At 41.9% G+C, this 13,445-nt stretch carries 15 protein-coding genes; 14 read left to right on the forward strand and 1 reads right to left on the reverse strand.

From position 1 onward, the window contains the following. Window positions 1-6 precede the first annotated feature (6 nt). From trxB to AB5706_RS18550, 6 genes are all read left to right on the forward strand, one after another. Window positions 7-930 (forward strand): thioredoxin-disulfide reductase, encoded by a 924-nt coding sequence (gene trxB, locus AB5706_RS18525; RefSeq protein ID WP_243881955.1) that lies wholly within the window; start codon window positions 7-9, stop codon window positions 928-930. A gap of 165 nt (window positions 931-1,095) precedes the next feature. Continuing rightward, entirely contained in the window at window positions 1,096-1,338 is a 243-nt protein-coding gene (locus AB5706_RS18530) for a hypothetical protein (protein ID WP_118583170.1), read from the forward strand. 414 nt (window positions 1,339-1,752) lie between these two features. Beyond that, on the forward strand, window positions 1,753-2,148 hold the full coding sequence (locus tag AB5706_RS18535; RefSeq protein ID WP_021926957.1) for a methylglyoxal synthase: 396 nt from the start codon (window positions 1,753-1,755) through the stop codon (window positions 2,146-2,148). Continuing rightward, window positions 2,145-2,699: a 16S rRNA (guanine(966)-N(2))-methyltransferase RsmD gene (gene rsmD, locus AB5706_RS18540; RefSeq protein WP_118583107.1), complete on the forward strand. Its 555-nt coding sequence runs from the start codon at window positions 2,145-2,147 to the stop codon at window positions 2,697-2,699. Before AB5706_RS18535 ends, rsmD begins: the two co-directional genes overlap by 4 nt. A gap of 9 nt (window positions 2,700-2,708) precedes the next feature. Next, complete coding sequence (gene coaD / locus AB5706_RS18545; RefSeq protein WP_118583104.1) at window positions 2,709-3,197, forward strand: pantetheine-phosphate adenylyltransferase; 489 nt, start codon at window positions 2,709-2,711, stop codon at window positions 3,195-3,197. Window positions 3,198-3,214: 17 nt separating this feature from the next. Beyond that, window positions 3,215-3,850 carry an ATPase gene (locus tag AB5706_RS18550; RefSeq protein ID WP_118583101.1) on the forward strand — a complete coding sequence of 212 codons (636 nt, stop codon included), beginning with the start codon at window positions 3,215-3,217 and terminating at the stop codon, window positions 3,848-3,850. A gap of 87 nt (window positions 3,851-3,937) precedes the next feature. Here AB5706_RS18550 and AB5706_RS18555 read toward each other — a convergent pair whose 3' ends face one another. After that, window positions 3,938-4,858, reverse strand: coding sequence for a nucleoside recognition domain-containing protein (locus AB5706_RS18555; RefSeq protein WP_173771946.1), 921 nt, complete (start codon window positions 4,856-4,858; stop codon window positions 3,938-3,940). A gap of 171 nt (window positions 4,859-5,029) precedes the next feature. On the opposite strand from AB5706_RS18555, the gene AB5706_RS18560 reads away from it, so the two are divergent. From AB5706_RS18560 to AB5706_RS18595, 8 genes are all read left to right on the forward strand, one after another. Further along, window positions 5,030-6,481: an aminoacyl-histidine dipeptidase gene (locus AB5706_RS18560; protein ID WP_173716736.1), complete on the forward strand. Its 1,452-nt coding sequence runs from the start codon at window positions 5,030-5,032 to the stop codon at window positions 6,479-6,481. 254 nt (window positions 6,482-6,735) lie between these two features. Continuing rightward, window positions 6,736-7,569: a M23 family metallopeptidase gene (locus AB5706_RS18565; protein WP_226814959.1), complete on the forward strand. Its 834-nt coding sequence runs from the start codon at window positions 6,736-6,738 to the stop codon at window positions 7,567-7,569. A 117-nt stretch (window positions 7,570-7,686) separates the two neighbouring features. Further along, window positions 7,687-8,529, forward strand: a complete 843-nt coding sequence (locus AB5706_RS18570; protein WP_118583092.1) for a GTP pyrophosphokinase — start codon at window positions 7,687-7,689, stop codon at window positions 8,527-8,529. Between the two features lie 91 nt (window positions 8,530-8,620). Further along, a complete protein-coding gene (locus tag AB5706_RS18575; RefSeq protein WP_173771943.1) occupies window positions 8,621-10,531 on the forward strand; it encodes a YgiQ family radical SAM protein in 1,911 nt (636 codons plus the stop codon). 10 nt (window positions 10,532-10,541) lie between these two features. After that, window positions 10,542-11,153, forward strand: a complete 612-nt coding sequence (locus AB5706_RS18580; RefSeq protein ID WP_173718994.1) for a hypothetical protein — start codon at window positions 10,542-10,544, stop codon at window positions 11,151-11,153. 13 nt (window positions 11,154-11,166) lie between these two features. Beyond that, on the forward strand, window positions 11,167-12,147 hold the full coding sequence (locus AB5706_RS18585; protein WP_368366260.1) for an RluA family pseudouridine synthase: 981 nt from the start codon (window positions 11,167-11,169) through the stop codon (window positions 12,145-12,147). A 1-nt stretch (window position 12,148) separates the two neighbouring features. Then, on the forward strand, window positions 12,149-12,718 hold the full coding sequence (lepB, locus tag AB5706_RS18590) for a signal peptidase I (RefSeq protein WP_173716740.1): 570 nt from the start codon (window positions 12,149-12,151) through the stop codon (window positions 12,716-12,718). Between the two features lie 2 nt (window positions 12,719-12,720). After that, a complete protein-coding gene (locus tag AB5706_RS18595) occupies window positions 12,721-13,260 on the forward strand; it encodes a Holliday junction resolvase RecU (protein ID WP_237963235.1) in 540 nt (179 codons plus the stop codon). Window positions 13,261-13,445: the final 185 nt, after the last annotated feature.

Genomic DNA, 13,445 nt, shown 5'->3' on the forward strand with positions numbered 1-13,445 from the left:
TGCTGTATGAATGAAAATCATGTTTACGATATGATTATCGTGGGGGGAGGACCTGGAGGGTATACATCAGCATTATACGCAGCCAGAGCAGGATTTGATACCATTGTTTTAGAAAAATTATCTGCAGGTGGTCAGATGTCATTGACCTGGCAGATTGATAACTATCCTGGTTTTGAAAATGGAATTGACGGATTTTCATTGGCAGAGAAAATGCAAAAACAGGCGGAAAAATTTGGCGCTAAAAGTGAATATGCTGAAGTTTTTAATATGGATTTAACAGGAAAGCTTAAGAGAGTAGAAACTAGTTCGGGAATTTATATTGGGAAAACAGTAGTGATTGCTACTGGAGCAAATCCAAGAGAACTTGGTCTCGCTAAAGAAAAAGAATTGATAGGTCATGGGGTTGCTTATTGTGCCTCCTGTGATGGTATGTTTTATAAAGATAAGATCGTGGTGGTGGTTGGTGGTGGAAATTCTGCTGCATCAGATGCTGTTCTTTTAAGTCGAATTGCTAAGAAAGTCATCATTGTTCATCGAAGAGATACATTACGTGCAACGAAAATCTACCATGACCAGCTGATGAAAACTGAAAATATAGAGTTTCGATGGAACAATACAGTAAATGAACTGATTTATGGAGAACGATTGACTGGTGTGCGGTTGAAAGATACAGTTACAGGAGAAGAAAACATTATAGAATGTGACGGCCTGTTTGTGAGTATAGGAAGAAAACCGACAACAGATTTTTTAGATAATCAGATAGAAATGGATAATAAAGGATATATTGTGGCAGGTGAAAACACTGAAACGAGTATTCCGGGTGTTTATGCTGTAGGAGATGTCAGAACAAAGTTACTTCGTCAGATAGTAACAGCAGTGGCAGATGGTGCTATGGCAGTACATATGGCAGAAGAGTATGTGGAGAAATAATAATCAGAATTTGAATGGTGAACTTTTTATACTGAAATATGTACGATTTCAATAATGACATGAACTTATGGGAACGTATTGCGGATACTTTGTGAACTTTATCCTGATACAATGATTATGCTGATGAAAGAAGGCATTCAGAATGGAATTACACTAGAAATACTTATGACAAAAAAACATAAGAAAACACCGGAAGAAAAAGCAGCTGTTGCGAAACAAAAGAAACAACAGATGAGAGCAAAACTGAAAAAAGAAACAAGAGATAATCTGGCTAAAGAAGAGATCTTGCAAGATGACCGATTTTTCTTTATTGCCGGTTATACCTCCGGAGGTGCACCGTATGGTATCACCTGGGAGGAAATGGGTCTGAAACCTTGGGATGATTTGGAGGAAAATAAAATGGTGTAAAAGTGGTGTAAACAAACAAAAATCAGCTGTGAAGATTATTGAAAACTATCGAAAACAATACGCTTCTCATATAAAAATATACAAAAATAACTATTCCATATATTTTTTTACATATAAAAAGAAATTGTGAAATTTTTATCTTCAAATGTGCGAAAATTATGAAAATTGTGCGTATTCATATACTTATACAGAAAAATTTTCATGTAATAAGGCTAAAAAATGAAGCGTATCGGTAGAATACGGAGCTGATTTGCACAATAAAATATAAAAAAACCAGATAAATCAATACGTCATTTAAAAACAAATTCTTAACAAATAATGAATTTTGTATATATTCAAACGTTTTTGTTGCACTTCTTTTGTCAATTTGCTATAATTAATACAATAAACAGAAAGAAATGGGAGAGGTGAACTATGAATTTAGGTATCATTGCACATAATAGTAAAAAAGTTCTCATTGAAGATTTCTGTATCGCTTATAAGAACATCCTGGCCAAGCATGAAGTATATGCTACCGGCACTACAGGAAGAAGAATTGAGGAAGCCACCGGTCTTCATGTCCATAAGTTTTTACCGGGCAGTATCGGAGGCGATAAGCAGTTCATGGAAATGGTAGAGCGGCAGGATCTGGATATGGTAATACTTTTCTATAATCCTGTTATGATAGATCCAAAGGAGCCAGACATCACAGCTATTGTAAAGCGCTGTGACCAGTATAATATTCCGGTGGCGACCAATATCGCTACTGCAGAACTTCTTATTCTTGGACTGGCCCGTGGTGATCTGGATTGGAGACTGAATCTGAAATGAGAGTCATCGCAGGAAAAGCAAGACGACTGAACCTTAAGACTGTGCCGGGTATGGACACACGCCCGACCACAGACCGCATCAAAGAAACTCTTTTTAATATTCTTCAGCCTGAACTTCTGGATTGTCACTTCCTTGATCTGTTCAGCGGAAGCGGTGCAATCGGCATTGAGGCATTAAGCCGCGGAGCAGCTCGGGCTGTTTTTGTTGAAAAAAATCCCAAGGCATGCACATGCATAAGAGAAAATCTGACATTTACAAAACTTGCAGATAGTGGTACACTGCTGAATATGGACGTGATGCAGGCCCTTCGTTCCTTAGAAGGAAAGGGCGTTTTTGACTGCATATTTATGGATCCCCCATATAACCATGAACTGGAGCGTCAGGTTCTGGAATACCTTCAGGACAGCAGTATTCTGGATGAGAATACACTGATCATCGTGGAAGCTGACCTTACTACAGATTTCGGTTATGTGGAAGATCTTGGCTACAGACAGCTGCGTTCCAAAGAATACAAAACTAACAAGCATATCTTTTTATGCCGGGGAAAGTGAGAAAAATACATGGTAATAGCTGTTTATCCAGGAAGTTTTGATCCGGCCACTTATGGTCATCTGGACATAATCAAGCGTGCAAGCGTATCTTTCGACAAAGTAATCGTAGGAGTTTTGCATAATTCTGCAAAAAGTCCGTTGTTTTCTGTTGAAGAACGTGTTAATATACTAGAAAAGGCAACAAAAGACATGGAGAATGTAGAAATCAAGGCATTCAAGGGTCTTTCTGTGAACTTTGCCAGAGAGAATCATGCACAGGTGATCGTGCGCGGGCTTCGTGCAGTTACCGATTTTGAATTTGAACTGCAGATGGCACAGACAAACCGGGTGCTTGCTCCGGATATTGACACCGTGTTTCTGACGACAAGCCTGGAATATGCATATCTTAGCTCTACTATTATGAAAGAAGTAGCAGGCTATGATGGCGACCTGAGCAAATTTGCTCCGCCGGAAATTACCGAAGCTGTTAAGAAAAAGATGCACGATTTGAAGAAATAGAATAAGGAGAGTTTACTATGAGCAGCAGAATTGAACAGATCATTGAAGAAATCGAAGAATATGTAGACAGTTGTAAATATCAGCCACTTTCTACAACTAAGATTGTAGTGAATAAAGAAGAAATCGAAGAGCTTCTTCGTGAACTTCGGCTTAAGACTCCAGACGAGATCAAACGTTATCAGAAGATCATCAGCAATAAGGATGCCATCCTTGAGGATGCACAGACAAAGGCAGATGCACTGATCGCAGATGCACAGAATAAAGCTCAGGAGCTTGTTACCCAGCATGAGATCATGCAGAAAGCATATGCGCAGGCAAACGAGACTATCAATGCAGCGAATCGTCAGGCTCAGGAGATTCTGGATTCCGCTACACAGGATGCTAACAGCATTCGTCTCAGCGCGATCACATACACAGATGACATGATGGCAAACATCGGTTCCGTACTTACCCAGACTCTTGAGGATGCTGGCGGCAAATATAAAGGATTCATCGATGCTCTTCAGGCATGCATGGATGTTGTAAACCATAATCGTCAGGAGCTTGCGCCACAGACTGCTCAGGCAGCTGCAATGTCCGGCTCTTATCAGCCGGCTGATACAGAGGCTTCCAAGGAAGATGAAGCTCTTCTGGACGAGATTGGCGATAACTAATTTTTCTGCGCGAAATATAGCAGACTTTATCTGATTGCAATTCACTAAAACTATTCTATAATTGTTTTATGTGAGCAGTGATCATATTTATAAGAATATAAGTATGAGAACAGCAGTAACTGCTGCATTCATACATTTTGCAGAAGCGTACGGATGAAGGGAGAGTTCCTTTCCAAGTACGCTTTTTGTTTGCGCCATAATACAGAATCCTCCGAATGCACTCATACACAGTGCAAGAAGTACACGAAGGGAATAAGAAAACCCGGACAGCAGGAGCCCATGGAGACCAGTGGTAACTTCTATCAGTCCGAGAAGAATATATTTTCCCTGTGCCGGAAGATACCAGAAATGACTTATGGCAGCGGACAGTATAGAGAACATAAGAATGTAACCACCCAGTTTTGCCATAGTTTCAAAACTATTCATAATGACAAAATCCAGAAGCCCGGCAGAAGTATATTCCTGCTCAGATGTTTTTGGCGTACAAAAGGAAAGCAGTGAGTTTTTTCTATAGAATGTAAAGCGAAAAAAACACATGCAGATCATGTCTGATAGAAGCAGAATCCTCACAAGAAAACCAATATGTAATTTTCCCTCCAGACAGATATGTCCCACATAAGTAATAAGAAAGGCCGGACTTGGATTATTGCAGAAAGTTAACAAATATTCAGCCTCCTGCCGGCTGATTTTTCCAGCATAATACAAATCTGCGGTTAATTTTGCCCCCATAGGGTAACCGGTGAGAAGTCCCAGAAGAAATACATAGGCACCTCCTGGAGAAAGCCCAAAAACGACCTTGAAAAAAGGAGCAGTTGGTTGTAAAATTTTTGTAATCCAATCTGTGTGCACCAGAATTCCTGTAAGGATCATAAACGGAAGAAGGGTAGGCAGTAAGGTCTCCAACCACAGTTTCAGTCCGTTTCTTGCCGCAGCAAGAGCTTCGGCCGGGTAACACAGAAGGAAGAGTAAAAGCAGGATAACAGAAAGCAGGATTATTTTTTTCTTCATTTTGACCTCGTTATTAAAATAAAAGCCCAACATGTGAAGTTATAGTCAGGTTGTGTTCAGCAGCCTGAAGTATGTTTAAAAAATCATTATATAAAATTTATATTCTGTTTCTGTCTCAAAATGCCGAAAAGATAAATACAAACCATATATAAAATTTTGGAGGTAACCCATATGGCAATTTTAGAAAACTTCGAACCCAAAAATGTGTTTCACTATTTTGAGGAAATCTGTGGTATTCCACATGGTTCAGGAAATACAAAACAAATCAGTGATTATCTGGTGAATTTTGCAAAGGAACATGATTTGAAATATGTTCAGGATGACATGAATAATGTTGTGATTTATAAACCTGCAACACCTGGCTACGAAAACGCGCCCACAGTCATCCTTCAGGGACATATGGATATGGTTTGTGCGAAATGCCCGGAAATCGAACATGATTTTACAAAGGATGGACTAAAGCTGGTTGTGAAAGATGGCTTTTTATCAGCCGAGGGCACCACTCTTGGCGGAGATGACGGAATTGCAGTGGCTTATGGCCTTGCGCTTTTAGACAGTACAGATTTGCCGCATCCGACTTTGGAGGTTGTTTTCACCGTCGATGAAGAGACGGGGCTTCTGGGCGCTGACGGATTCGACTGCAGCCTTTTGAAGGGAAGAAGAATGATCAATCTGGATTCTGAAAAAGAGGGCTGTCTGTGGGTAAGCTGCGCTGGTGGTGTTGCTGGAAATTCTTATCTGCCAGTCCGGCGTGTGGACGCTTCCGGCAGAAAAGTTAACGTAAAAGTCTGTGGACTTGTGGGAGGCCATTCCGGAGCTGAAATACACAAAAACCGCGCAAGTGCCAATATTCTTATGGGACAGTTTCTTTATGAACTTTCCCATGTCTGTGGCTATGCATTAAAAGAATTAGAAGGTGGTCAGCAGGACAACGTTATTACAAAAGAATGCGAAGCGGTTCTTCTTGTGCTTCCGGAAGAAATTTCTCAGATCACTTCCCTTGCAAAGAAAATGCAGAAGGATTTCCGGGCAGAATACACTGGTACAGATGATACTATTACAATTCAGATAACAGAAGAAGGGGATATGGATGCACAGGTTCTTCATCCCACCAGCCAGGAAAAAGTGCTTTTTTATCTGATGAACATGCCATTTGGTGTTAAGAAAATGAGTGGTACCATAGAAAATCTGGTGGAAACCTCCTGCAATCCCGGAATTCTGAAGCTGTATGGGGACGAGTTGTTTGTACAGACCAGTATCCGAAGCTCTGTAGGAACTGCCAAAGAGGCTCTTTCCCATAAAATCCAATATCTGACAGAATTTCTGGGAGGCGAATATGAGACTGAGGGGGCTTATCCTGCATGGGAGTATCGTAAAGCTTCTCCTCTTCGTGACAAGATGGTAGAAATTTATAAAAACATGTACGGTAAAGACCTGGAGGTAGTTGCCATTCATGCCGGTCTGGAATGTGGTATTTTTTATGAGCGAATGGAAAACCTTGACTGCACCTCTCTTGGACCGGATATTCTGGACATCCACACCAGCAAAGAACGCCTTGATATGGCTTCTGTGAAACGGGTTTGGGAATATCTGACAGAAGTATTGAAAAATTTGAAAGACTGATAATTACATGTATATTTAAAAGCCTGTTTTTCATAAAGCTTTTGGCATACCCCCATTAAATAGTAACTGTGGCTGCCATAGCCTTTGATCATTCGAATCAGCTGTATTTGGAAAAAATATTTTCCATACAGCTGATTTTTTGTTCTAATTTTTCTGATTTTCCATATATTATCTGAGGGTGAAAAAATCGTTACTATTTACTGGTAACAAAAAAATCATCCACCTTTTCCCATATATTAAAGAGAGGAAATGCCATGAAAAGAAAGACCGGGAAACACTTACTCCTTCTTCTTTTTCTTTTGCCGCTGCTTATCTTGCTTCAGAATTTTATTCAGCAAAGAAGCCAGGCTTCCCTGCTAAAACCGGACACCTGTTTTACAGAAAGCTTCCGGGAACAGGCTTTGTCGTCTGTGCTATATGCAGAGTTAGAAGAACAAGTGCTTTCAGATGGAGAATTTGCCGATCTTCTTACAACAACTATGCTGAATGGAAAATTTTTTCCAAAATATCTTTCCGGAAACAGGGAAGCGTATCTGCGCTTCAAACCCAAAGCCTATTATGACCTGAGAAACTGTTATCTGGCTGTCTGGAAAGACCTGGAAAATTTTCCCATTCCGATCAGAAACGATAGAGAAATATGGCAAGAGATTTTTTATGAAAACACCTTTGGCGCTGCCCGAAGCTATGGTGGAAGCCGGATGCACGAAGGCTGCGATCTCTTTGGCAGGGTTTCTCAATCCGGATTTTATCCTGTGATTTCCATGACTGATGGCAAAATAGAAAAAATCGGATGGCTTCCTCTTGGCGGATACCGGATCGGAATCCGTTCTCCTCATGGAGGGTATTTTTATTATGCCCATCTTGCATCCTATGAAAAATATTTTCAGACAGGTGAAGCAGTGGAAGCGGGGCAGATCCTTGGATTCATGGGAGATACCGGATACGGAGAAGAAGGAATGTCCGGAAAATTTCCGGTTCATCTTCATCTGGGAATCTACATAAATCCACAGGGAAAAGAGGAACTGAGTGTAAACCCTTACTATGTCTTACAGGCAATGGAGAAAAAAGTAAAAAAATACACTTATTGATAACAAATTTTTTGAAATATATGCTATAATGATTAAACATATGGGCAGACACACTTAAATTTAACTGCAGAATATTTTTCATAATACAATGCCCATATTCTGTAAGGAGCGATTTATATGGAAATACAGTTATGGAGAAGCATTTTATGCCCCTACGAACTGGCAGTCAGGGAACTGATTGTCAAATTTGAACACATTATCAGCGAACATCGAGAAAATGATCTGTATTCCCCTATTGAGCAGGTAAGCGGACGAGTGAAAAGTGTATCCAGCATTCTGGAGAAAATGCAGCGCAAGCATATTCCTATGGAACGCATGGAGGAAGAAGTAGAAGACATTGCCGGAATCCGTATTATCTGTCAGTTTGAGGAAGATATTGAGACAGTAGCATCCCTGATCCAAAACCGGTCAGATATGACCATTAAGAGTGAGAAGAATTATCTGAAGCATGTGAAACAGAGTGGTTACAGAAGTCTCCATCTGATCATTTATTATACAGTAGAAACATTAAATGGTCCCCGGAAGCTGCAGGCGGAAATTCAGATCCGCACCATGGCTATGGACTTCTGGGCAACGATCGAACATTCCCTTCAGTACAAATATAAAGGGGACATGCCGCCGCATGTGGCAGAGCGTCTGACGAATGCCGCGGATGCTATTATTTTGCTGGATCAGGAAATGTCTTCTGTGCGCGATGAAATCATGGATGCCCAGAATTCTTCCCAGATGCAGTCCAATCTTGTAAAAGATATTCTCAATAATATAGAAAATCTTTACCGCGTATCCAGCGAACGGGAGATTACCAAAATTCAGACAGAATTTCTTCGTGTTTTCCATACCAAAGATTTGAAACAGCTGGAGCGTTTTCACAGACAGCTTGATATTATCGCGGAAGGTTACCGCGCCCAGGCTGTTTACCATAATATCGGACATCAGCCAGGCAAGAGCTGTATTTCATAAATCTGTCCGAAAATACGTTACTGTTCATTTTGTTCACATCATTCTTGGAACACGCCTTACAGAATGAGCAGTGCATAGGAGAAAAATATAGATGTCACAATTTTTACCAGTTACAAAAAAAGACATGAAGGACAGAGGCTGGGATCAGGTAGATTTTGTCTACGTGACAGGAGATGCTTACGTAGATCATTCCTCTTTTGGAACTGCTATTATCAGCCGCCTTCTGGATAGCCGGGGCTATAAAGTGGGAATTATCCCTCAGCCCGACTGGCGCAGGAAGGAGAGTATTGCCATATTTGGAGAGCCTCGCCTTGGCTTCCTTGTAAGTGCCGGCAATATGGATTCCATGGTTAATCACTATACCGTTGCAAAAAAGCACCGCCAGAAGGATTCTTATTCTCCTGGCGGTAAAATGGGTTTGCGGCCAGACCGTGCTGTTATTGTATACAGTAATCTGATTCGTCAGACTTTTAAGAAAACTCCTGTAATCCTTGGTGGAATCGAGGCAAGCCTCAGACGTATGGCACATTACGATTACTGGGAAAATAAGGTGAAGCACAGTATCCTCATAGATTCCGGCGCAGACTTGATTTCCTACGGAATGGGAGAGCATTCTATTATTGAGATTGCAGAGGCTCTTGACAGCGGAATCCCTGTCAGCGAAATTACCTACGTGGCAGGAACCGTCTATAAATGCAGGGATCTGTCCCGCACTTACGAGCCGATCATACTTCCTTCTTTTGATGAAGTACAGGCGGATAAGCTGGCTTATGCCAGAAGCTTTGCCATCCAGTATCAGAATACAGATCCTTTTACAGCAGGAACCATGGCCGAATCCTACGGAACAAAGGGCTATGTAATCCAGAATCCACCTGCATTACCTCTTACACAGGGGGAGATGGACGATGTATATGATCTTCCTTATGTGGGAAATTATCATCCCATGTATGAGAAAGACGGCGGAATTCCTGCATTAGAGGAAATTAAATTCAGCCTTACCAGCAACAGGGGTTGTTTCGGAAGCTGCAGCTTCTGTGCATTAACTTTTCATCAGGGAAGAATCCTGCAGACCAGAAGTCATGAATCAATTCTGAAAGAAGCGGTCCACATGACCGAGGAGAAAGATTTCAAGGGATATATCCACGATGTAGGCGGACCTACAGCAGACTTTCGCCAGCCTTCCTGCCAGAAACAGCTGACCAGAGGCGTTTGCAAGAACCGTCATTGTCTGTTTCCTGAGCCATGTAAGAATCTGACCGCGGATCACAAAGATTACGTTTCTCTTCTTCGTAAGCTCCGGGATCTTCCAAAAGTAAAAAAAGTATTTGTCCGTTCCGGTGTGCGTTTCGATTATGTGTTGGCAGACCCGGACAAAACTTTTCTTAATGAACTTGCCAAATATCATGTAAGCGGACAGCTTCGTGTAGCTCCTGAGCATGTTTCCAATCAGGTGCTGAAATATATGGGCAAGCCGTCCCACGAAGTGTATGAGAAATTTTTGAAGGAATTTGACAAGGCAAATAAGAAGGCTGGCTTACAGCAGTTTGCCGTGCCATATTTTATGTCCTCCCATCCGGGATGTACCATGAAAGAGGCTGTGAAGCTGGCAGAATATGTCCGTGATCTTGGCTTTACTCCGGAGCAGGTGCAGGACTTTTACCCAACACCTTCTACACTGTCTACCTGTATGTATTACACGGGAATCCATCCTCTTACAGGCGAAAAGGTTTATGTGCCGAAGAGCGCCCATGAAAAAGCCATTCAACGTGCGCTTATGCAATATAAGAATCCGGTCAACAGAGAACTGGTTCTCGAAGGATTGAAAATTGCAGGGCGTATGGATCTGGTTGGGTATGGGGAAAAATGTCTGATCCGGCCTGTCAGAAAAGAGCATGGCGACAACAAATATACAGAGAATGCCGGGCGTAACAGAGAATCAAAGCATGGTCCGGCACCAAAGAAAACCATCCGCAATCATCACACAAGAAAAAAGCAGAAATAGGAGTGTTTTCATGAAACTAATGCAAACAAACAAAGGAGAATTCGGATATCTGAAGCGTGAACGAAAGCGCAGGATCATAATTGCTGCCATTATGCTTGGTGTCCCCGTTTTTATTTTTATCAGTATGTGGATTTACCTGGGTACCAGAAATTCTATCTGGACGATCATTGCTCTGGTAGGATCTCTTCCAGGCTGTAAGGCTGTGGTAGATGTGATCATGGTCTATCTGGCAAAGCCTGTAGATCCGGTTCTGTACAAGAAGATCCATGCGCATCAGGGTGATCTTGTAATGGCGTACGAGATGTATATGACTTTCTATGAAAAAAAATGCACCATAGATGCCATTGCAGTATGCGGAAATACTGTAGTCGGTTATACCAGTGATCCGAAAGCAGATACAAATTTTATGGCTGCAGAAGCCCAGAAACTGGTTCGCAAAAACGGCTATAAAGTAGATGTAAAAATTCTTGGAGAGCTTCGTCCTTTCCTGGAACGTCTTGATTCTATGAACGAACACAAGGAATCCTTAGAAGAAGGGCTTCGCTTTACACCAGATCCAAGATATCCTGATTTTACCAGAGATGAAATGGTGAAGCATGTGATCCTGAATTTGTGTATCTAAGAGGATATCCAGCATGAAAGAATTTATTATTAATGAAAATGAAGCGGGACAGCGCTTTGACAAATATTTAGGAAAGCTTCTCCGTGAAGCTCCAAAAAGTTTTTTTTACAAAATGCTCCGCAAGAAAAATATTACCTTAAACGGCGGCAGAGCCACTGGAAATGAGAAGCTTTCCACTGGTGACCACGTAAAGCTTTTCCTTTCGGATGAGACTTTCGGGAAATTTGCAGGAGTACAGGAAACGGTAGCAAGAGCTCATCAGAAGCTTGACATTGTGTATGAAGACGATAATATCCTTCTGATTAACAAACCTGTGGGAATGCTTTCCCAGCCTGCAGATGATAAGGAACCATCACTGGTAGAATATCTGACGGGGTATCTTCTTGAAAGCGGAGCGGTTACGGAAGCGTCTTTACATACCTTCCGCCCATCTGTCTGCAATCGTCTGGACCGTAATACCAGCGGACTTGTGGCTGCAGGGAAGTCCCTGGCAGGACTTCAGGAGCTTTCTTCATTGTTTCATGATCGAAGCCTTCACAAATTTTACCGCTGCCTGGTAAATGGTGTTATAAAAAATGAAAAATATATCAAAGGATATTTGCATAAAGACGAAAAATGTAATAAAGTAACAGTACAGGAAACGGAAACATCCGGAGCACTTCCCATTGAGACCAGATACCGTCCCCTTGGAGGTAACGGAACCGTTACCCTTCTTGAGGTGGAGCTGATCACCGGACGCACACATCAGATCAGGGCACACCTTGCAGGAACTGGTCATCCCCTTATTGGAGATTACAAGTACGGCAGGCGTACCTTAAACGATGAATACTGCAGAAAGTATGGTCTGAAATCGCAGCTGCTTCACGCATACAGGTTGGAAATCCCGGAAATTGAAGGGCGTCTTTCCTATCTGTCTGGCAAAGAGTTCACGGCTCCTTTGCCTTATCTGTTTCAAAAAATCCTGAAAGAGGAACACGTAGAGGAGAATAAATAATATGAAAATCTGGCATGAAGTATGGGACTATATAAAAATGATCATCATTGTAGTTGCTATAGTCCTGGTTATCAACAATGTAGTACTGATCAACGCAAAAATCCCTTCTCCATCCATGGAGAAGACTATTATGACCGGCGACCGTATCTTTGGATTCCGTCTTGCATATGGTATCAATCTGGATCTGTTTGGACATGAGATTTCCAAAAAAGTCAAGGATCCCGAGCGCTTTGACATTGTAATTTTCAAGTATCCGGATGATGAAAGCCAGCTTTTCATCAAACGTGTGATCGGACTTCCGGGAGAGACTGTTGAGATCAAGGACGGAAAGGTATACATCGACGGTTCTGAGACTGCTCTTGATGATTCCTTTATTCCAGAGAAAATGCAGGGAAGCTTCGGTCCATATACCGTTCCGGATAATTGCTATTTTATGCTGGGTGATAACCGAAATGATTCTAAGGATTCCCGCTTCTGGAAGAACACGTTCGTCCGCTTTGACCAGATCGTAGGGAAAGCAGTTGTAAGATATTATCCTTCCATCAAGCTTCTTGGCTACGAGGAACCGTAAGAATGGCCACATGGAACAGCAGAGGGCTCCGGGGTTCTACCCTGGAGGACCTTGTAAACCGAACAAACGAGCAGTACAGGGAGAAGGGACTTGCTCTGATACAGAAGATTCCCACTCCCATCACTCCGGTACGCATGGACAAAGAAAACCGTCACATTACTCTGGCATACTTTGACCAGCGAAGTACTGTTGACTATATAGGTGCAGTACAGGGAATTCCTGTCTGCTTTGATGCAAAGGAATGCAGCGCCCAGACGTTTCCTCTGGCAAATATTCATCCTCACCAGGTGAAATTTATGGAGGACTTTGAAAAACAGAATGGCGTGGCATTTTTTCTTATATTTTTCAGTCAGTTGAACTTATTTTATTATCTGCCTTTTCGGGAACTGTTGATATACTGGAGACGGATGGAAGAGGGCGGACGGAAAAGCTTCCGCAGGGAGGAACTGGATGAGAAGTATTACCTGCCGAAAAAGAGCGGATTTCTGGTTCCTTATTTAGAGGGATTAAAATTGGATCTGGAAACACGCGTGTTGCCATAACACACGCAACGTTACTGTTCACTCCGTTTACAGTAACACGCTTCGCGATGCACAGAAATCATGCTTTGCATGATTTCGCGCCGCAACTCTCGGGTTTTCTGTGAACTTTGTTCACAAAAAACACCTCGCGGAATGTTACCAGTGAACAGTAACCACGCAACACTTCGTCTTGACAATCTTGGAAT

The sequence above is a fragment of the Ruminococcus sp. RTP21484sp1_RTP21277st1_D2_RTP21277_210401 genome, assembly GCF_040924225.1.
Classification (GTDB): Bacteria; Bacillota; Clostridia; order Lachnospirales; family Lachnospiraceae; genus Blautia_A; species Blautia_A faecis.